This window comes from Streptomyces deserti, assembly GCF_054782695.1.
The window spans coordinates 1330197-1352534 of sequence record NZ_BAAGRZ010000001.1; the positions used below are offsets into that span (position 1 = coordinate 1330197).

Consider the following 22338-nt stretch of genomic DNA (forward strand, 5'->3'; position numbering starts at 1 on the left):
CTCAAGGTGCGCACCCGCTGTGAGGTGCTCGCGCACCGGCCGTGTGCCGACGGTGCAGGTGCCATCGTACGTGACCGACGTCCGTCGATGCCACCGGATTCCCGGCGGTCACCCCGCCGTGGCACCGGGTTCAACGCCGCCCGGCGGCGGAGCATTCCCGGTCACCGAGCGTGACGCGGATCACGCGCGCTGCTGCCGCCGCACCGCCGAGATCACCCGCTCGGCCTCACGCCGGTCCTGCTTCTCGCGGAGCGTCTGCCGCTTGTCGTACTCCTTCTTGCCCTTCGCCAGCGCGATCTCGATCTTGGCGCGGCCGTCCTTGAAGTACAGCGAGAGGGGCACGATCGTGTGACCCGTCTCCTGGGACTTGGACTCCAGCTTCTCGATCTCGTGGCGGTGCAGCAGCAGCTTCCGCTTGCGGCGGGCGCTGTGGTTGGTCCAGGTGCCCTGGGTGTACTCCGGCACGTGCACGTTGTGCAGCCATGCCTCGTGCCCGTCCATCTGCACGAAGCCGTCGACCAGCGACGCCCGGCCCTGGCGCAGCGACTTCACCTCGGTGCCCGTGAGGACGAGACCGGCCTCGTAGGTGTCGATGATGTGGTAGTCGTGCCGCGCCTTCTTGTTCTGCGCGATCAGCTTGCGCCCTTTTTCCTTAGCCATAGTGCGCCCATTTTCGCACTACGGAGGGGCTGTACGGGAAGTCGATTACCGCGGGCTCCCCGCGGCCGCTAGCGGGGCTCCCCGAGACCGCTCAGAACCGTCTCGGCCTGCCGCAGGGCCCCCTCGTCCGCCTCCAGGTCGGGCGTGATGCCGCGGCCGTCGACGCCGCGGCCGGAGGGGGTGCGGTAGTGCCCGACGGTCAGCTCGGCGACGGAGCCGTCGGGCAGCCGGCTCGGCATCTGGACCGAGCCCTTGCCGAAGGTGCGGGAGCCCACGACGACCGCGCGGCCGCGGTCCTGCAGGGCGCCGGTGAGCAGCTCGGCCGCGCTCATCGTCCCTCCGTCGACGAGCGCGACCAGGGGTCTGGAGGTGTCGCCGCCGGTCTCGGCGTGCAGGGCCTGCTGCTCGCCCTCGACGTCGTACGTGGCGACCAGGCCGCCGTCGAGGAAGGCGGAGGCGGCGGTGACGGCCTCGGCGACCAGGCCGCCGGAGTTGCCGCGCAGGTCGAGGACGATCCCGGCGCCGGCCGGGGCCCGCCGTACGGCGGTGCGGACCTGGTCGCCGGTGCCCTTGGTGAAGGCGTCGACCTTGATGACGGTGACACCGCCGGCGAGTTCTCGAACCGTGACCGACTCCGTGGACAGACGGGCCCGGCGCAGTGTTTCGGTCCACGCGCGCGTGCCGCGCTCCAGGCCGAGGCGGACGGTCGTACCGGCGGGCGCGTCGGTCGCGTCGCCGCGCAGCAACGAGACGACCTCGGTGACGGGCCGCCCGTCGACCTCGTGTCCGTCGACGCTGCGCAGCCGGTCGCCCACGCGGATCCCGGCGGCGGCCGCGGGCGACCCGGCCCGCACCTTCGTCACCTCGATACGGCCGTCGCCCTCGCGCCGCGCCCACAGGCCGACGCCGGTGTACCGGCCGTCGAGGGCCTCCTCGAACTCCTCGTACTCGCCCGGGGAGTAGACGGCGCCCCACCGGTCCCCGCTGCGGCTGACGGCGCGCTGCGCGGCCTTCATGGGGGACTTGCCGTCGGCCATGGCCTCCTCGGCCGCCCTGGCGACGTCCGCGTGGTGCCCGGCGGGAGTGGCCGAACGGGCCTCGTCCGCCACGGCCTTCCGGTCGGCCTCGGGAAGGGAACCCGTGGCGGCACCGGCGACGAGCACGCTCGCGAACACCAATGTCAGGGCGGCCCCGCGGCGAATGCGACGGGGCTGACAGAACAGGTCACGACCTGACATGCCGGTGAGTCTAGGACAACGCAAGGGGCCGTACGGCACGTTGGCCCCACGGCCCCTCTTGGTATGCGTCACACCTTCAAGTACTTGCGCAGCGCGAAGAACGCGGCCAACGCGGGCATCAGCAGGCTCGTCGCGAGGATGAGCGGCAGCTTCGTCAGGACGGCGTCCCAGCCGATGAAGTTGATCAGTGTCAGCTGGTCGGCCAGGGCCAGCCCGTGGTCGATGAGGAAGTACCGGGCGATCAGCAGGAAGGCGCACGCGAGGGTGCCGCCGATGAGCCCGGCGACCGCGGCCTCCGCGATGAACGGCGCCTGGATGTAGAAGCCCGAGGCGCCCACCAGGCGCATGATCCCGGTCTCACGCCGGCGGCTGAACGCCGAGACGCGCACGGTGTTGACGATCAGCATCAGCGCGACGACCAGCATCAGCGCCATCACCGCCCGCGCGGCCCAGTTCATGCCGTTCAGCAGCTTGAAGAGGTTGTCCAGGATGCCCTTCTGGTCCTGCACGGACTGCACGCCGTCCCGGCCGTTGAAGGCGGTGGCGATGACCTGGTACTTCTCCGGGTCCTTCAGCTTGATGCGGTACGACTGCTGCATCTGGTCCGGCGTCAGGGAGGCCGCCAGCGGGGAGTCCCCGAACTGCTCCTTGTAGTGCTTGTACGCCTGGTCCTGCGACTCGTACGTGACCTGCTGGACGACGTCCATCTTCTTCAGGTCCGCGAGGATCTGCTTCTTCTGGTCGTCGGTGACCGCGCCCTTGGCGCAGTTGGGGTCGGACTCGGCGTCGGACTTGTTGCAGAGGAAGATCGAGACGTTGACCTTGTCGTACCAGTAGCCCTTCATGGTGTTGACCTGGTCGCTCATCAGGAGCGACCCGCCGAACAGGGCGAGCGACAGGGCGACGGAGACGATGACCGCGAAGGTCATCGTCAGATTGCGGCGGAGACCGACACCGATCTCCGACAGGACGAACTGGGCGCGCATGGCGTGTTCTTCAGGCCTTTCCGGAACTCGGTGCTGTCAGTGCTGGTAGCCGTAGACGCCGCGGGCCTGGTCACGGACGAGGCGGCCCTTCTCCAGCTCGATGACGCGCTTGCGCATCTGGTCCACGATGTTCTGGTCGTGCGTCGCCATCACCACGGTCGTGCCGGTCCGGTTGATCCGGTCGAGCAACTTCATGATGCCGACGGAGGTCTGCGGGTCGAGGTTGCCGGTGGGCTCGTCGGCGATGAGCAGTTTGGGCCGGTTGACGAACGCCCGCGCGATGGCAACGCGCTGCTGCTCACCGCCGGACAGCTCACCGGGCATCCGGTCCTCCTTCCCGCCGAGCCCGACGAGGTCGAGCACCTGGGGGACGGACTTGCGGATCTCGCCGCGCGACTTGCCGATGACCTCCTGCGCGAAGGCGACGTTCTCGGCGACCGTCTTGTTCGGCAAAAGACGGAAGTCCTGGAACACCGTCCCCAGCTGGCGGCGCATGTGCGGCACCTTCCAGTTGGAGAGGCGCGCGAGGTCCTTGCCCAGGACGTGCACCTGCCCGTGGCTGGCCCGCTCCTCGCGGAGGATCAGCCGCAGGAAGGTGGACTTTCCGGAGCCGGAGGACCCCACGAGGAACACGAACTCGCCCTTCTCGACCTCCAGGGAGACATCCCTGAGGGCGGGGCGGTTCTGCTTGGGGTAGACCTTGGAGACGTTGTCGAATCGGATCACGGATGCACCACGGGTAGCCGGGGGTAGATGAGCGTGACCATACGCGAACCGGGTAGGGGACCGCAGTCACCGGTTGGGGTTGCGCCGAGGATGTGCCGTTTTGTGCCAACGCGAGGGCGCGGTGAACTGGGCGGGCAACCACAGGCGACGCAGCCGCGAAACCCACGGACACCACTCCTCTGGTAGCGGCCCGCGCGCCCTTCGGAGGAACCTGGCACAGTGGAGGGGGAACGTTCGCGTGGCCGTGAGCGTTGGGATACATGGAACCGGTGCGAGGAGGGCGAAGCGCATGACGTACGACCGGTTGGTGTGCGCGAACTGCGCGGCGCCCGTGAGCGAGGGCCGGTGCCCCGTGTGCCGTGCGAACCGCGAGCGGCTGCAGCAGGAGAACTTCTTCGCGGGACTCAACCCGATGACGCTGATCGCACTGCTGGTGGTGCTGATCGCGGCGCTGGCGCTACTGGCGCACCAGACTGCCTGAGGCCGTACGGCCTGGACAAGGCCACGAGAAGGGGCCCGGAGCGATACGCTCCGGGCCCCTCGCCGTGCACGGGACGTACGCGGACGGCTACCCTCAGGCAGCAGCCCCGCCGCGGCCGCTCATCATGCGCGGCAGCACACGGAAGCCGATACCGCCGGCGATCATCGTGGCGGCGCCGACCAGCAGGAACGTGGTCTGCGCGGCACCGGTCTCGGCGAGCTCCTCGCCGCTGCCCTGGGCGGACGGCGCCGGGGTGCTGTCCGAGCCGGTGTCGGTGAGGGCCGAGGAGCCCTCCTGCTGGGCGGAGTCGCCGGAGCCGCCGTCGGGGTCGGCGGCGTTGCCGCCACCGTTCCCGCCGCCGTTACCGTTGCCGTTCCCGTTGCCCGGGTCGGTCGGCTCGGTGGGCGGAACCGGGTCCTCGGTGGGCTCGGTGGGCTCCTCCGTGGGCTCGGTCGGCTCATCGGTGGGCGGCTCAACCGTCGGCGTGTCGGTGGGGAGCTCGGTGGGCGGGTCGGTGGGGAGCTCGGTGGGCGGGTCGGTCGGAGCCGGCGACTCGTCGGCGCACAGGATGCCCAGGAGGCAGTCCTCGGCCTCCTGGGCGGATGCCGCACCCGCGGCGGTCAGCGAGGCACCGGCCGCGATCACGGCGCCGGCCGCGATACGTGCGACGCGGATCCGCGTCTTCTTGGTCATGTGGTTGCTACCCCCAGTAGCTGAATCGTCAGTGAGGCGGCGCTCGGGGCCGTGATCGACGGAGGTAGCTGCGTGAAGCCCCCCGGTTCACATGCGCCCCAGAGATAACGCATGCCACCCTCACCCTTCCGATTTTTCAAAGCATCGTCAAGGCCGTTGCGTACGCGATGTCCACGTACGCGTGCTTTACGGAAACTTGGCACCTGTGAGTGTGATGTAAAACCCAGACATCTGGGCCGTAACCAGGCCCGGTGCCGAGACACAAAAGGCAACTGCCGCCCGGAAGGCGGCAGTTGCCTTGTCGACAAAGCGCTGTTCGCGCTTCCCGTTACTTCTCCTGCTGCTTGCGCCAGCGAATTCCGGCCTCGAGGAAGCCGTCGATCTCACCGTTGAACACGGCCTCGGGATTGCCGACTTCGTGCTCGGTGCGCAGGTCCTTGACCATCTGGTACGGGTGCAGCACGTACGAACGCATCTGGTTGCCCCAGGAGTTGCCGCCGTCGCCCTTGAGGGCGTCCATCTTGGCCTGCTCCTCCTGGCGGCGCCGCTCCAGCAGCTTGGCCTGGAGGACGTTCATGGCGGTGGCCTTGTTCTGGATCTGGGACCGCTCGTTCTGGCAGGAGACGACGATGCCGGTGGGGATGTGGGTGATCCGCACGGCGGAGTCGGTGGTGTTCACGCCCTGACCGCCGGGGCCGGAGGACCGGTAGACGTCGATCCGCAGGTCGCTCTCGTCGATGTCGACGTGGTCGGACTGCTCGACGACGGGAAGCACCTCGACACCGGCGAAGGAGGTCTGGCGGCGCCCCTGGTTGTCGAAGGGCGAGATGCGCACGAGCCGGTGCGTGCCCTGCTCGACGGACAGGGTCCCGTAGGCGTAGGGCACCTGAACGGCGAAGGTGGTCGACTTGATGCCGGCCTCTTCGGCGTACGACGTCTCGTAGACCTCGGTCTTGTAGCCGTGCCGCTCGGCCCACCGCAGGTACATCCGCTGGAGCTTCTCGGCGAAGTCGGCGGCGTCGACGCCACCGGCCTCGGCACGGATGTTCACGAGCGCCTCACGGGCGTCGTACTCACCGGAGAGGAGGGTGCGCACCTCCATCTCGTCGAGCGCCTTCTTCACGGCGGTGAGCTCGGTCTCGGCCTCGGCACGGGTGTCCGGGTCGTTCTCCTCCTCGGCCATCTCGAACAACACGGCGAGATCGTCGATCCGCCCGCGCAGCGCCTCCGCCTTCCTGACCTCGGCCTGGAGGTGGGAGAGCTTGCTGGTGATCTTCTGCGCCTCGTCCGGGTTGTCCCACAGGGACGGCGCGGCCGCCTGCTCCTCGAGCACGGCGATGTCTGCCCTCATCTTGTCGAGGTCCAGAACGGCCTCGATCGACTCCATGGTCGAGGAGAGGGACTTGAGCTCTTCGGATACATCGACGACTGCCACGCCTCCAGCGTAACGGCTCCGCCAAGCGGCCCACGCCGGGTGAGCGCCTGCGGCGGTACCGCCCGGCGTGGGCACGGGGCTCACCGGGCTCCGCCCCCGGGCTCGGGATGAGGGCAGGGAGGAAGGGCTGGAGGGGTGCAGGGTGGGTGACGCCGGGTGAGGGTCCCGGCCGACCGCCTCGGGCTGGTGGGTGGGACGAGGTCAGGGGGATGCCGGAGCCGAGTTCTTCGTGTCCTGGGGTGTCGCACCCGCGTCGTCCCCGGACGTCGCCAGCCACGCACCGACGCCGACCGCCGCGGCCAGGGCCACCGCCCCCGCCCCCAGCGCCATCCGCCGCCTGCGGGCCACCGCCCGGTTCCGTGCCGAGCCCGGTCGGGGCGCGCCCGCCGCGCGGGGTGCCCGGGCGGTGCCCCGCGCGCCCCCGGCCAGCTCGTCGGGCCCCGGTACCCGCATCGACGTATGGGTGTCCCGGTTGGAGTCGGCCGGTTTCGCCCCCGGCACCAGCGGTACCGCCCCGCGTCGCCGCGCCGGCTGCGCGGCCGGTGCCGGGCCGCCGGTGGGCGTCTCCTCCTGGGCGGTCTCCTCCGCCGCCTCCGCGTCCGGCTCGTCCACGTCCAGCGGCGGGATCCCCGCCAGCATGGGCAGCAGTTCCCGCAGCCGCGCGGCCAGCTCGGAGGCCCGCAGCCGGGAGGCCGGGGCCTTCGCCAGGCACTGCACGAGCAGCTGCCACAGTTCGTCCGGGATGCCGGGGAGGGGGACGACCGTCTCGGTGACGTGCCGGCGCAGGACCGCGCCGGGGTGGCCGCCGCCGAACGGCGTGAAGCCCGCCAGCAGCTCGTACAGGACCGTGGCGAGCGCGTAGATGTCGACCGACGCCCGTGGCGGCAGGCCCTCCACGATCTCCGGGGCCAGGTAGTCCGGCGTGCCGATGATCTTCGTCGCACGGGTCCGGCGCGGGGTGTCGATGAGTTTCGCCACACCGAAGTCCGTCAGCAGCGCCCGGTGGGAGCCGCCCGGGCCCAGGGGGCCCTGCATGTCGAGCAGGACGTTCTCCGGCTTGACGTCCCGGTGCACGACCCCGGCGGCGTGCGCCGCCGCCAGCCCGTCCGCGACGTCCGCGACGATCGCGACGGCGGCCTCGGGCGCGAGCCGCCGCTCCCGCTCCAGCCTCGTCCGCAGATCCGTGCCACGGACGAGGTCCATGACCAGCGCCAGGTCGTTGCCGTCGACCACGAGGTCGCGCACGGAGACGACGTTGGGGTGCTCCAGGCCGAGCAGGGCCGTCCGCTCCTGCACGAAGCGGCCGACGAGTTCCTCATCGGACGCGAGATCCTCGCGCAGCAGCTTGATGGCGACGGGACCCTCCGGCCCCTCGCCCAGCCACACCGTGCCGGCGCTGCCCCGCCCGAGGATCTGGTGGGCGGTGTACCGGCTGCCGATCTTCCGTGCCAAGGCTGCTCCTACCGACGCGTGTTGTCGCTAAAACTACGCGTCCGATGAGCCAACCTTCACCGCGGAGGCGGAAATCACCCGCCAGGTGTCGACAAATCCCCAAACCAGCCACGGCCGTCGGCCGGCGGTCGGCGGGTCAGCTGGTGCCCGAGTTCCCGCCCACCTGCTCGAGCCAGCGGGAGACGTCGCCGAACCAGTCGCTGAGCTGGTCCCAGTAGCCCTTGCCCGTGCCGATCCACTCCTGCAGCGGGCTCAGCTCCCAGATCAGCCAGCTCGCGACGAACAGGATGACGAGCGTGAACAGGCATCCCTTCAGGCAGCCGAGGCCGGGGATCCGCATCCGGTTGGGGCTGCGCTCACGCCGCTGCCGGGGCTCACGCGCGGGCCGCTGGGGCTCCGGCGGGGCGGGCGGGGCGTACCGCTGGGGCTGCGGCTGCTGGGGTCGCGGCGGCGCGTACGGCTGCGGCTGGTGCTGCTGCGGATGCCCGTACCCGGGGCCGGGCGGGGGCTGCTGACGCCGCTGCTGCGGCTGGCGCGGCTGCTGCTGGGGCCGGGCGACCTGCCGCTGGGGGCGGCGGCGCAGGGGGTCCTCGCCCGGGTCGAGGTACTGGACCTGCGTCTGCTCGTTGCGGTCGCGGGCGGCCCGCAGCTGGTTCTGCCAGGGGTGCGGCTCCTGCTGCCCCGGCTGACCGGGCTGTCCTGGCGGTACCGGCGGCATGACGGCCGTCGGGTCGGCCGCGCCGCGGTTCGGCAGGACGGCGGTGGGGTCGGCGGCGCCGGCGGGGCCGCCGGTGTGCGGCAGGACGCTGGTCGCGCCGTTCGGGTCGTACGAGCCGGCGCCGTGCGGCAGCACCTGTGTCGGGTCGGCGTCACCGGAGGCGCCCGGCGTGCCCGGGACGGGCGCGGGCGCCGGGTCGGGCACGAGGAGGGCGCCGACGTTCTCGGCGGCGGCGATCTGCGCGGAGTTCGCGTGCACGCCGATGCCCTCGGCGACGACCCGCAGGCCGCGCGCGAGGTTCTCGGCGCTGGGCCGCTCGTCGGGGTTCTTGCGCAGGCAGCGCTCGATGACCGTCCAGAGCGGGTCGGGGACGGTGGAGGGGCGGCGCGGTTCGGCGCTCAGGTGCTGGTGCAGGACTTCGAGGGCCGAACCGCCGGAGAAGGGCGGGCGGCCGGTGACCAGCTCGTAGAGCAGGATGCCCGCGCCGTAGATGTCGACCGCGGAGGTCTGCGGGCGGCCTTCGGCCGACTCGGGCGCGACGTACGCGGGCGTGCCGACGAACTCGTGGGTGCGGGTCAGGCCCGGGGAGTCGGCCAGGCGGGCGATGCCGAAGTCGGTCAGCATCGGGTGCATCTGGCCGCCGTCCTGCTTCAGCAGGACGTTGGCTGGCTTCAGGTCGCGGTGCACGACGCCGTCGGCGTGGCTGGCGGCGAGCGCGTCGGCGATCTGGGCGGTGAGCAGCGCGGCGGCCACCGGCGTGAAGGGGCCGTTCTCGCGCAGGTAGCGGTGCAGGTCAGGGCCCTCGACGAGGTCCATGACCAGCGCCAGCAGATCGCCCTCGACGACCAGGTCGCGGACCCGGACGATGTTGGGGTGGGTGAGCCGCAGCAGGACGGAGCGCTCCCGCAGGAAGCGCATCACGACGTCGGCGTCGCTCGCGAGCTCCTCCTTGAGGACCTTGATCGCCACGGTCTCGCCGGGCTGTCCGGGCACGGCCGCCTCGGCGCCCGCGGTCTCCCGCTGGCGGGCTCGCCAGACGGTGCCCGTGGCGCCGCGTCCGAGCGGCTCCTCGAGCAGGTACTTGCTGCCGACTGGCCGCACGTCACGCGCTCCCTGCTGCTTGCCTTGCCTGTCTGCCTGTGTTCCGACCCACTGTAGTGCCGCGTGCCGAGGACCGGACTGCCGTCTTTCTGTGGGTCTTACGTAGCCGTTGCCGCATACGTTCGAAGGAAAGACGCTCGCCTCGGTCTCCAGGTTGCCGAAAGCCGACGGGACCGAGACGTGACCGATCTCAAGCGGTCGCCGCTGTGTCATCTGTCAGGCACTTTTGCGGGCAGAGCCGACCAATCAAGATCACTTGTCACCGAGTGACGGGCGTGTTGTCAGTGGCAGGTGCGAGGATGCCTGCAGTACTGGCCGACGTGCTTGTGCGGGGTGGGGGGACGCCGCGCCCGCGCAGAAGGGACCGCTGACGGCGATGCAGATCCGGCTGACCGTCGTAGACCCGCTGGGCCCGCCTTCCTCCGAACGGGGCGCCGCGAGCTGCGACGTGCTGGTCACGGCGCCCGCCGGCACGGCCCTGGCAGCGGTGGCGTCCGCGCTGGCCTCGGCGGTCGCCGGCGAGGGGGGCACCGGCCGCGAGACCGGCTCGGGCGCGGTCGTGCTGTACGCCGGGGACCAGCGCCTCGACGCCCAGCGCTGCACGCTCGGCGAGCCCCCGCTGACCGACGGTGCCGTGCTGTCCGTGGGCGCCCCGGGCGAGCCGGAGCCGCATCCCGAGCTCGACGACGCCCCGGCCCAGCTGCAGGTCGTCGCCGGTCCCGACGCGGGCGGGGTGCATCTGCTGCACGGCGGCGAGATCCGTATCGGCCGCTCCGCCGACGCCGACGTCCCGCTCGACGACCCGGACGTCTCCCGGCTGCACTGCGCGGTGACCGTCGCCGCCGACGGCCGCGTCTCGGTCGCCGACCTCGACTCCACCAACGGCACGACGCTGGACGGCCGGCGCATAGGACCCCGCCCGGTCCGCTTCCCACCGGGCGCGCTGCTGCGCATCGGCGAGTCCGCGCTGCGGCTGGCCCCGGCCGGGGGCCCGGGGGCCCGGGTGGAGACGGCCCCGGACGGAGAGGGGCACGTACGTGTGCCGGGGCCCGCCGGAGGCGACCCGGCCCCCGCCCCCACCGGCCCCCTCGCCGCCACGCACCACGCCCACGGCTCGGCAGGCCGGGCCACCCCCGGCAGCGCCCCGGGCGCCCAGGGACACGGTGCGGGGGAGCCTTGCTCGGTGCCGGAGCAGGGCCGGGCACCGCGGCTCGAGAGCCGGGGCCGGGGTACGAGCGAGAGCGCCGGGGCGTCGCGTACGGCGTCCGCCCCGGGTGGCTCGCGTACGGGTTCTGCCGAGGGCGGGGCGCGTACGGGTTCTGCCGAGGCCGGGGCGCGTACGGGTTCTGCCGAGGCCGGGGCGCGTACGGGTTCTGCCGAGGCCGGGGCGCGTACGGGGGCCGAGGGCGCCCCTTCGCGCACCGGTTTCCCCGGGGACACGGCGTATACGGCCGGCGCCGGGCCCATGGCTCCGGACCCGCTGGGGAGCGGTGCGTCGCGGGCGAGGGCCGGTGACGCGGACACGCACGCGGGGCGGTCCGGGGTGGCCGGCCCCGGCGGCACCGTCGACGGCAGGGGCACGGCGGACGGCCCGGCCGCGCACCGCGGCCAGGCTCCGCACGCCGGTGCGGCGAACGGGACGGGTTCTCGTACGGCGGCCCCCGGCAGCACCCGCCCGGGTGCGACGGTCTCCGGGCCCCCGGCCGCCCAGGCGGCCCCCGGCAGCTCGCCCCTGGGCACGCCGGCCCCCGGCGGCACTCCCCCCGGGCCGGCAACCGGCGGTCCCACACACCACCCGGACATTCCGGCGCCCCGCACCCCCACCGGCGACGGCTTCCCCGTCGGCGGCGCGGTCTCCTCGGCGGCAGTCCCGGACAGCCCGTCCGACCGCGACAGCGGCCGCAAAGGCACCCCCCTGCGCGGCACCGACCCGCCTCAGGGCGTCCGTCGGCGTGGCGGGATCACCGCGTGGGCGCGGCGGCTGGCCGGGGGGCGCGGGGAACAGGGCGCGGCGGCCGAGCGCGGGGCGGCCTACGACGCGGAGTCGGCAGGTGCGGCGGTACGGCCCCCGGCCGTCGCGACGCCGGTGCGGGAGACCTGGCCGGATCCGGCCACGCTGCTGCTGACGGCGCTGGGCCCGGGGCCGCGGCTGTGGGAGCGCGGGCCGGGGCATCCGGAGGCCCTCGCGGTGCGGCTCGGTACGGCGGACCGGGCGGCGCCGGACGGCTCGGGCCTGCTGCCCGCGGTGCCGGTGACCGCCGGGCTGCGCGAGGTCGGAGCGCTGGGCCTGGCCGGTCCGCGCGCCCGGCTCGCCGGGCTGGCCCGGGCGGTGCTGGCGCAGCTCGCCGCGCTGCACTCCCCCGACACCCTGGAGATCGTCCTGCTCAGCGCGGACCGCTCCCGGCCCCTGGAGGAGCGCACCGCCGAGTGGTCCTGGCTGGGCTGGCTGCCGCACGTCCGCCCGGGGCACGGCCAGGACTGTCGTCTCCTCCTCGCCTACGACCGCGAACAGGCCACGGCCCGCACGGACGAGCTCCTGCGCCGCCTGGAGGACCTCTCGGCGGCGGCCGGTACGGGAGCCCGGCCGGCCCCCGCCGCCCGGCGCCCCTCCTGGGCCCGGGACGACGACGGTGCCGACGAGGCGGGCGGTTTCGCGGGGCCGTACACCGTGGTCGTCGTGGACGGGGACCCCGGCGGCGCCGCCGTACGCGAGGCGTTGGCCCGGCTGGCCCTGGAGGGGCCGCGGGCGGGGATCCACGTGGTGTGCCTCGCCGAGACGGCCGCCGCCTCCCCGGTGTCACCGGTGACGGAGACGTACGAGGCGGCCTGCGCGGTGTCACCGGCGTTCCGGGAGTGCGGTGCCGTCGCCCTGCTCAGCGGCGACGTGGCGACAGCCGTACGGCTGATGCGCGTGGCCCGCACCGGCCCGGCGCCCTCCGCCACCACCCCCGTGGACACCGCGCCCGGCCCCATCAACCACGGCACCATCGCCACCGTCGACGCCGTCTCGCTGCCCTGGGCGGAGCGGTTCGCCCGGGCACTGGCCCCGTTGCGCCCGGACGGCACCGCCGGTGAGCGGCACCCGCGCGTGTCCGCGCCGCTGCCCCAGGCGGCCCGGCTGCTGGACGAGCTGGGGCTGGCCCGGGCCACCCCGGCGTCGCTGATGGCGCGCTGGGCGGACGCGGCCGACGACCCGGAGGCGCTCGGCGGGCGGGTGTGCGCCGTGCTGGGTGCCGGGCCGCGCGGGCCGGTCGGCGTGGACCTCGCGGCCGACGGACCGCACCTGCTGGTCGAGGGACCGGCGGGCAGCGGCCGCACGGAGCTGCTGCGGGCGATCGTCGCGTCGCTGGCGGCGGCCGAGCGTCCGGACCGGCTCGGCATCGTGCTGGTGGACGGCCGCGGCGGCACCGGCGCGGGCGGCGGGCACGGCGAGGGCCTGCGCGTGTGCACGGACGTGCCGCACGTCACCACCCACCTCACCGCCAACGACCCGGTTCGCATGCGGGAGTTCGCCCAGTCGCTGAGCGCCGAGCTGAAGCGGCGCGCCGAGCTGCTGGGCCGGTCGGACTTCGCCGAGTGGCACACCGGCCGTGAGCTGTCGGGCCGGATGGTCGCCCAGCGCACGGCGGCGGCACGCGGCGCCACCGCGGCGACCGAATCCACCGGCGACCTGGACACTCCGCCCAGTTCGACGATCCGGCTGCGGCCGGGCGCGGCCCGTCGGCGGACCGAGGCGGCACCCCCGCTGCCCCGGCTCGTCGTGGTCGTGGACGACCTGGACGCGCTGGTCTCCCCCGCGCTCGGCTCACCCGGACGGCCCGCGGCCGGTTCGGTGATGCGGGCGCTGGAGGCCGTGGCCCGGGAGGGTGAGCGGCTGGGCGTGCACCTGGTGGCCGCCACCGGGCCGTGCGCCCGTACGGCGCAGACCGAACCGGCGCGGCGGGCCGCCCTGCGCGTCGCCCTGGACGCGCCGACGCCGGGCCCGGACGAACCGGCGCCGGGGCGCGGGCGTCTGACCTGCGCGGACGGGCGGGCCACCGCGTTCCAGGGCGGTCGGGTCACCGGCCGTATCCCCCGGACGGCGACCCTGCGCCCCACGGTGGTGCCGTTGGAGTGGCACCGCATGGGTGACCCGCCGACCCGGCGCCCGGTGCGGGAGCTCGGCAACGGGCCGACGGACCTGGCGCTGCTCGCCAGTGCGCTGGAGCGGGCGGCGCGTGAGGTCGCGGCGGTCAGGGTGCCGTCGTTGCTGTAGTGCCGGAAACTGGGGCCGGGGGTGGCTCGGCCACGGCCTCCCCCGGCCTGACGAGTCACGACGCGGTCACGATCCGTGCCTTGACAGGCGACGCGCTCTTGCCGCCCCCGACCCCCCGGGCGTAGACCAGACCGCACGGGACAGCGCTCGACGTTCGACGAGGAACGAAGAACGGGGCAGTGATGCGCAGCACGAGCAGCACCATCCGGACACGCAGGTCTCCCAAGCGCTCCACGGCGGGCAGAGCCGCAGCCGCCCTCGTGGCGGGCGCGCTCGCGTTCTCGCTCACCGCCTGTGGAGGCGATGACGAGGGCGGCGGCAATGACACGGGCGGCGGCACCCAGGAGACCGGCACCACCGTCACCCTTCCCAAGCTGAACGGTCAGAGCCTCGAGGTCGCCGCCGTGTGGACCGGCGCCGAGCAGGCCAACTTCAAGAAGGTCCTCGCCGAGTTCGAGAAGCGGACGGGCGCGAAGGTGACCTTCGTCCCCGCCCAGGACCCGATCATCAACTTCCTCGGTTCGAAGATCGCGGGCGGCCAGCCGCCGGACGTCGCGCTGCTCCCGCAGCCGGGCGCGATCAAGCAGGCCGTGGACAGGAACTGGGCCAAGCCGCTGGGCGCCGAGGCCCAGCAGCAGCTCGCCCAGAACTACTCGCAGGGCTGGCAGGACATCGGCAAGGTCGACGGCAAGCAGTACGGCGTCTACTACAAGGCCGCCAACAAGTCGCTGATCTGGTACAACGCTCAGGTCTTCGAGAACGCCGGCGCGAACGAGCCCAAGACCTGGGACGAGCTGCTCACCACCGCGCAGACGGTCTACGACTCCGGTGTCACCCCGTTCTCCGTCGGCGGCGCCGACGGCTGGACGCTGACCGACTGGTTCGAGAACGTCTACCTCTCCCAGGCGGGCCCGGAGAAGTACGACCAGCTGGCCAAGCACGAGATCAAGTGGACGGACCCGTCCGTGAAGGACGCGCTGACCACGCTGGCCGAGATCTGGGGCAAGAAGGACTACATCGCGGGCGGCGCGAATGGAGCGCTGCAGACCGAGTTCCCGGCCTCCGTGACGCAGACCTTCACCGGCGGCGACCAGCCCAAGGCGGGCATGGTGTTCGAGGGCGACTTCGTGCAGGTCAACATCGGTGAGACCGAGGCGAAGGTCGGCACGGACGCGAAGGTGTTCCCGTTCCCGGCGGTCGGCGACACCGCGCCCGTGGTCACCGGTGGTGACGCGGCGGTGATCCTCAAGGACTCCAAGGCGGCGCAGGCGCTGGTCACGTTCCTCGCCTCCCCGGACGCGGCGACCATCCAGGCCAAGCTGGGCGGCTACCTCTCGCCCAACAAGAACGTGGAGAACTCCGCGTACCCGAACGACGTGCAGCGCAGAATCGCCAAGGCCCTGATCGACGCCGGTGACGACTTCCGCTTCGACATGTCCGACCAGGCCCCGCAGGCCTTCGGCGGCACGCCCGGCAAGGGCGAGTGGAAGGCGCTGCAGGACTTCCTGAAGAACCCGCAGGACGTCGCGGGCACGCAGCGGAAGCTGGAGGCCGACGCGGCCGCCGCGTACGGAGGCTGACGGGATGACGTCGGCCGCAGCGGCAGGGGGCCCCACGCCCCCTGCCGTTCCCAAGTCGCGCAGGAGTGTGACGGGCACCCGCAAGACCGTGGCGGCGCTGTTCCTGCTGCCCGCTCTCGTGCTGCTCGGCGCGCTCGTGGTGTACCCGATCGGGTACTCGGTCGTCCGCAGCTTCTACGACCAGTCCGGCGACGGCCTCGCCGGATTCGACAACTACCAGGCCCTCTTCACCGACGAGGGCATCCGCACCGCCCTGAAGAACAACGTGATCTGGGTGGTGTTCGCGCCGACGGTCGCGACCGCGCTCGGTCTGATCTTCGCGGTGCTGACCGAACGGGTGCGCTGGGGAACGGCGTTCAAGCTGGTCGTCTTCATGCCGATGGCGATCTCGATGCTCGCGGCGGGCATCATCTTCCGCCTGGTGTACGACCAGGACCCGGAGAAGGGCGTCGCGAACGCGGTGTGGGTGGGCGTCCACGACACCTTCGCCCAGGCGTCGGCGTTCCCGAAGGCCCACCCGGGCCGGGAGTCGCCGCTCCAGGGGGCCGGCGGGGGCGCCTTCATCACCAAGGAGCCGGTCCGCACCGGGCAGGTCGTGGCCCTGCCCATGGTCGGCGTGGCCCCCGACCAGATGCCCGGCGACGCGAAGAACGCCGTCGCGGCGAAGCCCGAGCCGGACAAGATCACCGGCACGGCGTGGCAGGACTTCACGCGCGGCAAGGGCGTCGGCGCGCTCAACCGCGTCGACGCGTCCGAACTGGGCTACGCCGGCATGAAGATCGAGGCCGTCAAGGACGGCAGGGTCGTGGAGACGGCCACGGCCGGCGACGACGGCACGTTCACCCTGTCCTCGAAGGCCGACGGCGCCCAACTCAGGCTGCCGGCAAGCAACTTCAAGGAGGCGTACAACGGCCTGGACTGGCTCGGCCCGTCCCTGGTCACGCCCGCGATCATCGGCGCGTACATCTGGATGTGGGCGGGCTTCGCGATGGTGCTGATCGCGGCCGGGCTCGCGGGCGTGCCCCGGGAGCTGCTGGAGGCCGCCCGGGTCGACGGTGCGACCGAGTGGCAGGTGTTCAGACGGGTCACGGTGCCGCTGCTGGCGCCCGTCCTCGCGGTCGTCACCGTCACCCTGATGATCAACGTGCTGAAGATCTTCGACCTGGTCTTCATCATCGCCCCGGGCTCCTCCCAGGACGACGCGAACGTCCTCGCCCTGGAGCTGTACCGCAAGGGCTTCTCCGAGGACCAGCCGGGCATCGCGAGCGCGATCGCGGTGTTCCTGCTGCTGCTCGTGATCCCGGTGATGTGGTTCAACGTGCGTCGGCTCAGGCGGGAGGTGCGGCGATGACCGCGGACGCCGCAGGTCTCACGAAGGCGGCCCCGCCGCCCGTCACCACCGTCAAGCCCAGGCGGTCGCTGGGCTCCCGGCTCGCCGAGGGGGTCAGCGGCGGTCTGGTGCGGGTGTTCCTCATCGTCGTCGGCCTGTTCTGGCTGGTCCCGACGATCGGCCTGCTGCTGGCCAGTCTGCGCACGCCGGAGGACATGGCGGCCGACGGCTGGTGGAACGTCCTCACCGAGCCCTCCCAACTCACCTTCAACGCGTACCAGACGCTGCTGGAGAACGACGACATCACCGGCTCCCTGCTGAACACGGTGTACATCACCGTCCCGGCGACGGTCCTGGTCGTGGTGATCGGCTCGCTGGCGGGCTACGCCTTCGCGTGGATGGAGTTCCCGGGCCGGGACTGGTGGTTCCTGGGTGTGGTCGGCCTGCTGGTGGTGCCGGTGCAGGTGGCGCTGATTCCGATCGCCGAACTCTTCGGCAAGATCGGCATCTTCGGCTCCCTGATCGGCGTGATCCTCTTCCACGTCGGCTTCGGTCTGCCCTTCGCGGTGTTCCTGCTGCGGAACTTCTTCGCGGAGATCCCGAAGGAGCTGCTGGAGGCGGCACGCCTGGACGGGGCCGGTGAACTGCGCCTGTTCCTGCGGGTCGTGATGCCGCTGGGCGGGCCGGCGATCGCCTCGCTCGGCATCTTCCAGTTCCTGTGGGTGTGGAACGACATGCTGGTCGCGCTGATCTTCACGGACTCCGGGAGCCAGCCGATCACGGTCGCGCTGCAGACGCAGGTACGGCAGTTCGGCAACAACATCGACGTGCTGGCGCCCGGCGCGTTCATCTCGATGGTGATCCCGCTGGCCGTGTTCTTCGCGTTCCAGCGGCAGTTCGTGTCCGGTGTGATGGCGGGCGCGGTGAAGTAGCCCGTACGGCAAGCGGATTGAGGGGGCGGGCCCAGGAGGAGCCCGCCCCCTTGACGTTCCCCCGTATGCAGCAGCCGCCGTAACCGAGACGGCCCATCGGCCGTTCCCGGGCCGAACGCCCGCGCCGACCGATGGATGCCCCTTGCCCAGGTTCAGTGTCATTGTCCCCGCGTATCAGGTTCAGGCGTACCTGCACGAGTGTTTGGAATCGGTGCTCAACCAGTCGTATCCCGATCTCGAACTGATCGCCGTCGACGACCGCTCGCCGGACGCCTGCGGCGCGATCATCGACGAGTTCGCCGCCCGCGACGCGCGTGTGCGGGCGGTCCACCTGCCTCAGAACGTCGGGCTCGGTCCCGCCCGCAACGTCGGCATGGAGCGGGCCACGGGCGACTACCTGCTCTTCCTCGACAGCGACGACACGCTCACACCGGACGCGCTGCGCTCCATCGCCGACCGACTGAAGGAGACCGGCGAGCCGGACGTCCTGGTCTACGACTACGCGCGCACCTTCTGGTCGGGTGAGGCGGTCCGCAACCAGGCCGCCGCGCAGCTCACCGAGCGGGGCCCGGCTCCGTTCCGCCTGGAGGACCGGCCGGGGCTGCTGCGGCTGCTCATGGTCGCCTGGAACAAGGCGTACCGGCGGGAGTTCGTCGAGGAGAAGGGCTTCACCTTCCCGCCCGGCTACTACGAGGACACGCCGTGGACGTACCCGGTGCTGATGACGGCGGAGTCGATCGCGACCCTCGACCGGGTGTGCGTGCACTACCGGCAGCGCCGGCAGGGCAGCATCCTGCGCACCACCAGCGAGCGGCACTTCGACGTCTTCGACCAGTACGACCGGGTCTTCGCGTTCCTGGAGGGGAAGCCCGAACTGGCCCGTTGGCGGCCGGTGTTGTTCCGCCGCATGGTCGATCACCTGGCGGCGGTGTACGCCCGCCGGGAGCGGCTGCCGCGCGGCCTGCGGGCGGAGTTCCTGCGCCGGGCCCGCGCCCACTGCCGCCGCTACCGCGCCCCGGGCGTCCCCGCCCCCCTGCGCGCCCGGATCCACCACGCCCTGATCCGCTGCGGCCTGCGCCGCACCTACGCGGCCCTCCGGCTGGCGTCGGCCCTGCACCGCAGGACGGCCAGATCCGCCCGACGGCTCCTCCGGGGCGCCCGCTGCGCCCTGCTGAAGCTGCACTACCGCCTCCAGAGGTGCCTGCCCCTGCGCGCCGACCGTGCCGTCTTCGCCGCGTACGGGGGCCGGGGCCACGGCTGCAACCCGGGCGCGCTGGAGAAGGCGTTCCGCACCTTCGTCCCGCACATCCGCACGGCGTGGGTCGCGCACGCCGAGCACCACCACACCATCCCGCCGGGGCCCCGCCGCCTGGTCCCCGGCACGGCCGCCTACTGGACGGCGCTCGCCCGCTCCAAGTACCTGGTGAACAACACCGACTTCGACCCCCGCCTGGTCAAACGCCCCGGCCAGATCCTCGTCCAGACCCAGCACGGCACCCCGCTCAAGCACATGGGCCTCGACCTTCAGGAGCGCCCGGCGGCGGCCCGGGACACGGACTTCGCGAAGCTCCTGCGCACCGTCGACACCTGGGACTACGTCCTGTCCGCCAACCGCCACTCCACCCTGACCTGGGAGCGGGTCTACCCGGGCCGCTACACCACGCTGGAGTACGGCTGTCCCCGCAACGACGTGTTCCAGACGGCGACCCGCGAGGACGTGGCCCTGCTGCGGGAGTCGCTCGACATCCCGGAGGGCGCGGTGGTGATCCTGTACGCGCCGACCCACCGCGACTACCGCCGCACCCAGCGCCACGCCCTGGACCTGGAGCGCGTGGTGCGCCGCCTGGGCCCACGCTTCGTGGTCCTGGCCCGCGCCCACCACCGGCACGGCGGCCCGCTCGCCACCACCTCGGGCCGGGTCGTCGACGTCAGCGACCATCCGAGCGTGGAGTCGCTGTGCCTGGTCTCGGACGCCTTGGTCACCGACTACTCGTCGCTGATGTTCGACTACGCCAACCTCGACCGGCCGATCGTGCTCCACGCCGACGACTGGGAGGCGTTCGAGGCGGCCCGCGGCACCTACTTCGACCTGCGGGCCTTCCCGCCGGGCGCGGTCGCCCGCAGCGAGGACGAGCTGATCGACATCTTCGCCACCGGCCACTGGCGCGGCTCGCGCTCCACCCAGCTGCGCTCGCAGTTCCGCGAGCGGTTCTGCCCGTACGACGACGGGCACGCCGCCGAGCGCGTCGTCCGCCATGTCGTGCTCGGGGAGCGGGACGTCCCGCCGGTCGTGCCGCTCGAGGAGCGCCGCCCGGTGCCGTCGCCCCGCGCCTCGGCGGAGCACTCCCCGCTCGCCACCGTGCCGCAGCAGTCCGCCGGTCCCCTCGGCGTCACCGACCCCCTCTGACCGCCGTTCGCACTCCGGGAGTTCGTATGCGCCCCAGCTCGTCGCGGCCCACCCCGACCCGGCCGCCCACCTGGCGGCCGACGGGGCGGCCCGGCCGCCGCCCCACGGCTTGAGAGCACCAGGACGACAACAGAGAGAGCAGAATGCCCCGCTTCAGCATCATCGTCCCGTCCCATGGGGTCGCCGGCCGGCTGCCCCAGGCGCTGGACTCGGTCCTCGCCCAGTCCTTCGGCGACTTCGAGCTGATCCCGGTGTGCGACGCGCCCGGCTCCCCGGGGGCGGACGTCGCCGCCGGGTACGCCGAGCGGGACTCCCGGGTGGCGCCCGTGCACTCGCCGCCGTCGGCCGGTCTGGCCGGGGCGCGCAACGCCGGGCTGAGGGCGGCCACGGGCGGGTATGTGCTGTTCCTGGACGGTGACGACGCCCTCGTCCCTGGGGCCCTGGCGGCGCTGGCCGCCCGGCTGGCGGAGACGGGCGACGTCGACCTGGTGTACTTCGAGCACGAGCGCACTCCCTGGTGGGAGGGCGAGCCGACGAATCCGGCCGCCCCCCTGCTGGCGAAGGCGCCCACCGGGGCCTTCACCCCCGGTGAGGCCCCGCATCTCACCGGCGTGCACCTGCCGGCGTGGAGCGCCGCCTACCGCCGTGCCTTCGTCGTCCAGCGGCAGCTGACCTTCCCCGACGGCCACTACACGGACATCGGCTGGGGCGCCCTGGCCGCCCTGCGGGCGGAGCGGGTGGCGGTGCTGTGCTCGGTCGTCGTACGGCATCTGCTGCGGCGGCAGGGCAACCGGCTCAACCTGCCGGGAGAGCACCACATGGACCTGCTGCGCCAGGCCGACCTGGTTCTGACGCACGCCGCCGAGCAGGGGCTGCCGGCCGAGCGGTCGGCGCCCCTGTTCGAGCAGCTCTTCGCCGTGGTCCTGAAGACGGCCGCGCACCCCCGGCGGCTGCCGGGCGGGCACCGCGCCTTCTTCCGCCGGGCGGGCGCGCTGTACCGCCGCCACCGCCCGGCCGGCTTCCAGGCCCCGGCTGGCCGCCTCGGCGTGCAGCACCGGCTGCTGGCGGCCGGGGCGTACACGACGTTCCGGGCGCTGCGCGCCGCCAATCAGGCGGCGGCGAAGGCCATGGACCGGGCACCCCGCCTCCGGGCGCTGCGCACCCGCCTGCGCTACCGCCTCTGCCTGCGCCGCCCCCTCGACTCGCGGCTCGCCGTCTACTGCGCGTACTGGGGCCGCGGCTACGCCTGCAACCCGGCCGCGATCCACGCCAAGGCCCGCGAACTCGCCCCGCACCTGCGCTCGGTGTTCCTGGTGGAGGCGGACGCGGTGGACAGCATGCCGAAGGACGTCGAGTACGCGGTCATCGGCAGCCGCAAGTACTGGGACGTTCTCGCCCGCGCCAAGTACCTCGTCAACAACGCCAACTTCGCGAACGCCGTCGTCAAACGCCCCGGCAGCGTGCACCTGCAGACCCAGCACGGCACCCCGCTGAAGACGATGGGCGTCGACCAGGCGACGTACCCGGTGGTGGCCGCCGCGACCGGCAGCTTCGCCAAGCTGCTGTCCCGGGTGGACCGCTGGGACTACAACCTCTCCTCCAACCGGCACTCCACGCAGATGTGGGAGCGGGCGTTCCCCAGCTCGCACGAGGCCCTCGAGTACGGCTATCCGCGCAACGACGTCTACTACACGGCGACCGCCGAGGACGTGGCCCGCATCCGCCGTGAACTGGGCGTGCCCGAGGGCAGGAAAGCCCTTCTGTACGCGCCCACGCACCGGGACTACGCCACCGGCTTCGACTCCCGCCTGGATCTGGAGGAGCTGTGCGAGGCGATCGGTGACGAGTACGTCGTGCTGCTGCGCGCCCACTACTTCTACGACCAGGGCTCCGCGCGCAGCGGCGGCCGGATCATCGACGTCACCCGGCACCGCTCCTCCGAGGACGTGTGCCTGGCCGCCGACGCGCTGATCACCGACTACTCGTCCATCATGTTCGACTACGCCAACCTGGACCGGCCGATCGTCGTGTACGCGGACGACTGGGACGTGTACCGGGAGACCCGGGGCGTCTACTTCGACCTGATGGCGGCCCCGCCGGGCCGGGTGGCCCGTACGCCCGGGGAACTGGCGGCCGTCTTCCGCGACGGCTCGTACGCGGACGGCTCCGCGACCGCCCTGCGCGCCGCCTTCCGGGAGCGGTTCTGCCAGTTCGACGACGGGCGGGCCGCCGAACGCGTCGTACGCCGGGTGCTGCTGGGCGAGCCGCCCCAGTCGATTCCGCCCGTGATCCCGCTCGCCGAACGCACCCCGGCCCCGGCACCCGCCCTCGTGAGGAGCTGAAC

At 72.7% G+C, this 22338-nt stretch carries 15 protein-coding genes; 7 read left to right on the forward strand and 8 right to left on the reverse strand.

Translation table 11 applies throughout. The features are described from left to right. Positions 1-180: 180 nt before the first annotated feature. The 4 genes from smpB to ftsE form a co-directional block, all read right to left on the reverse strand. Positions 181-660 carry an SsrA-binding protein SmpB gene (smpB, locus tag ACYVMZ_RS06020; RefSeq protein WP_461076147.1) on the reverse strand — a complete coding sequence of 160 codons (480 nt, stop codon included), beginning with the start codon at positions 658-660 and terminating at the stop codon, positions 181-183. Between the two features lie 68 nt (positions 661-728). After that, positions 729-1898, reverse strand: a complete 1170-nt coding sequence (locus ACYVMZ_RS06025; RefSeq protein WP_461076149.1) for a S41 family peptidase — start codon at positions 1896-1898, stop codon at positions 729-731. Positions 1899-1966: 68 nt separating this feature from the next. Beyond that, positions 1967-2884 (reverse strand): permease-like cell division protein FtsX, encoded by a 918-nt coding sequence (gene ftsX, locus ACYVMZ_RS06030; protein ID WP_461076151.1) that lies wholly within the window; start codon positions 2882-2884, stop codon positions 1967-1969. A 36-nt stretch (positions 2885-2920) separates the two neighbouring features. Beyond that, positions 2921-3610: a cell division ATP-binding protein FtsE gene (gene ftsE / locus ACYVMZ_RS06035; protein WP_190202671.1), complete on the reverse strand. Its 690-nt coding sequence runs from the start codon at positions 3608-3610 to the stop codon at positions 2921-2923. A gap of 289 nt (positions 3611-3899) precedes the next feature. Here ftsE and ACYVMZ_RS06040 point away from each other — a divergent pair, with 289 nt between their 5' ends. Beyond that, positions 3900-4091: a hypothetical protein gene (locus ACYVMZ_RS06040; protein WP_461076154.1), complete on the forward strand. Its 192-nt coding sequence runs from the start codon at positions 3900-3902 to the stop codon at positions 4089-4091. Positions 4092-4184: 93 nt separating this feature from the next. Here the strand turns inward: ACYVMZ_RS06040 and ACYVMZ_RS06045 are convergent, their stop codons facing one another. The 4 genes from ACYVMZ_RS06045 to ACYVMZ_RS06060 form a co-directional block, all read right to left on the reverse strand. Then, positions 4185-4784, reverse strand: a complete 600-nt coding sequence (locus ACYVMZ_RS06045; protein WP_461076156.1) for an LPXTG cell wall anchor domain-containing protein — start codon at positions 4782-4784, stop codon at positions 4185-4187. Between the two features lie 328 nt (positions 4785-5112). Next, positions 5113-6219, reverse strand: coding sequence for a peptide chain release factor 2 (gene prfB / locus ACYVMZ_RS06050; RefSeq protein ID WP_461076158.1), 1107 nt, complete (start codon positions 6217-6219; stop codon positions 5113-5115). A 201-nt stretch (positions 6220-6420) separates the two neighbouring features. Continuing rightward, the gene (locus ACYVMZ_RS06055; protein ID WP_461076160.1) at positions 6421-7671 is read right to left on the reverse strand and encodes a serine/threonine-protein kinase; all 1251 of its coding nucleotides are present in this window, start codon (positions 7669-7671) and stop codon (positions 6421-6423) included. Between the two features lie 136 nt (positions 7672-7807). After that, positions 7808-9490: a serine/threonine-protein kinase gene (locus ACYVMZ_RS06060; RefSeq protein WP_461076162.1), complete on the reverse strand. Its 1683-nt coding sequence runs from the start codon at positions 9488-9490 to the stop codon at positions 7808-7810. Between the two features lie 376 nt (positions 9491-9866). On the opposite strand from ACYVMZ_RS06060, the gene ACYVMZ_RS06065 reads away from it, so the two are divergent. The 6 genes from ACYVMZ_RS06065 (at position 9867) to ACYVMZ_RS06090 (ending at position 22336) form a co-directional block, all read left to right on the forward strand. Beyond that, on the forward strand, positions 9867-13745 hold the full coding sequence (locus ACYVMZ_RS06065) for an FHA domain-containing protein (RefSeq protein ID WP_461076164.1): 3879 nt from the start codon (positions 9867-9869) through the stop codon (positions 13743-13745). A 182-nt stretch (positions 13746-13927) separates the two neighbouring features. After that, positions 13928-15325 (forward strand): ABC transporter substrate-binding protein, encoded by a 1398-nt coding sequence (locus tag ACYVMZ_RS06070; RefSeq protein ID WP_461076166.1) that lies wholly within the window; start codon positions 13928-13930, stop codon positions 15323-15325. 4 nt (positions 15326-15329) lie between these two features. Continuing rightward, complete coding sequence (locus ACYVMZ_RS06075; RefSeq protein WP_461076168.1) at positions 15330-16676, forward strand: carbohydrate ABC transporter permease; 1347 nt, start codon at positions 15330-15332, stop codon at positions 16674-16676. Then, on the forward strand, positions 16673-17587 hold the full coding sequence (locus tag ACYVMZ_RS06080; RefSeq protein ID WP_461076170.1) for a carbohydrate ABC transporter permease: 915 nt from the start codon (positions 16673-16675) through the stop codon (positions 17585-17587). Before ACYVMZ_RS06075 ends, ACYVMZ_RS06080 begins: the two co-directional genes overlap by 4 nt. Positions 17588-17729: 142 nt before the next feature. Next, positions 17730-19994 (forward strand): bifunctional glycosyltransferase/CDP-glycerol:glycerophosphate glycerophosphotransferase, encoded by a 2265-nt coding sequence (locus ACYVMZ_RS06085; protein WP_461076172.1) that lies wholly within the window; start codon positions 17730-17732, stop codon positions 19992-19994. A 143-nt stretch (positions 19995-20137) separates the two neighbouring features. Further along, the gene (locus ACYVMZ_RS06090) at positions 20138-22336 is read left to right on the forward strand and encodes a bifunctional glycosyltransferase/CDP-glycerol:glycerophosphate glycerophosphotransferase (protein ID WP_461076174.1); all 2199 of its coding nucleotides are present in this window, start codon (positions 20138-20140) and stop codon (positions 22334-22336) included. Positions 22337-22338 lie beyond the last annotated feature (2 nt).

What these genes read in the sequence shown, in the direction of transcription:
- ACYVMZ_RS06070 (WP_461076166.1), top strand. Translation starts at nt 13,928, where the DNA reads ATGCGCAGCACGAGCAGCACCATCCGGACACGCAGGTCTCCCAAGCGC.
- ACYVMZ_RS06025 (WP_461076149.1), bottom strand. Translation starts at nt 1,898, where the DNA reads ATGTCAGGTCGTGACCTGTTCTGTCAGCCCCGTCGCATTCGCCGCGGG.
- ACYVMZ_RS06075 (WP_461076168.1), top strand. Translation starts at nt 15,330, where the DNA reads ATGACGTCGGCCGCAGCGGCAGGGGGCCCCACGCCCCCTGCCGTTCCC.
- smpB (WP_461076147.1), bottom strand. Translation starts at nt 660, where the DNA reads ATGGCTAAGGAAAAAGGGCGCAAGCTGATCGCGCAGAACAAGAAGGCG.
- ACYVMZ_RS06065 (WP_461076164.1), top strand. Translation starts at nt 9,867, where the DNA reads ATGCAGATCCGGCTGACCGTCGTAGACCCGCTGGGCCCGCCTTCCTCC.
- ACYVMZ_RS06045 (WP_461076156.1), bottom strand. Translation starts at nt 4,784, where the DNA reads ATGACCAAGAAGACGCGGATCCGCGTCGCACGTATCGCGGCCGGCGCC.
- ACYVMZ_RS06080 (WP_461076170.1), top strand. Translation starts at nt 16,673, where the DNA reads ATGACCGCGGACGCCGCAGGTCTCACGAAGGCGGCCCCGCCGCCCGTC.
- ACYVMZ_RS06090 (WP_461076174.1), top strand. Translation starts at nt 20,138, where the DNA reads ATGCCCCGCTTCAGCATCATCGTCCCGTCCCATGGGGTCGCCGGCCGG.
- ftsX (WP_461076151.1), bottom strand. Translation starts at nt 2,884, where the DNA reads ATGCGCGCCCAGTTCGTCCTGTCGGAGATCGGTGTCGGTCTCCGCCGC.
- ACYVMZ_RS06040 (WP_461076154.1), top strand. Translation starts at nt 3,900, where the DNA reads ATGACGTACGACCGGTTGGTGTGCGCGAACTGCGCGGCGCCCGTGAGC.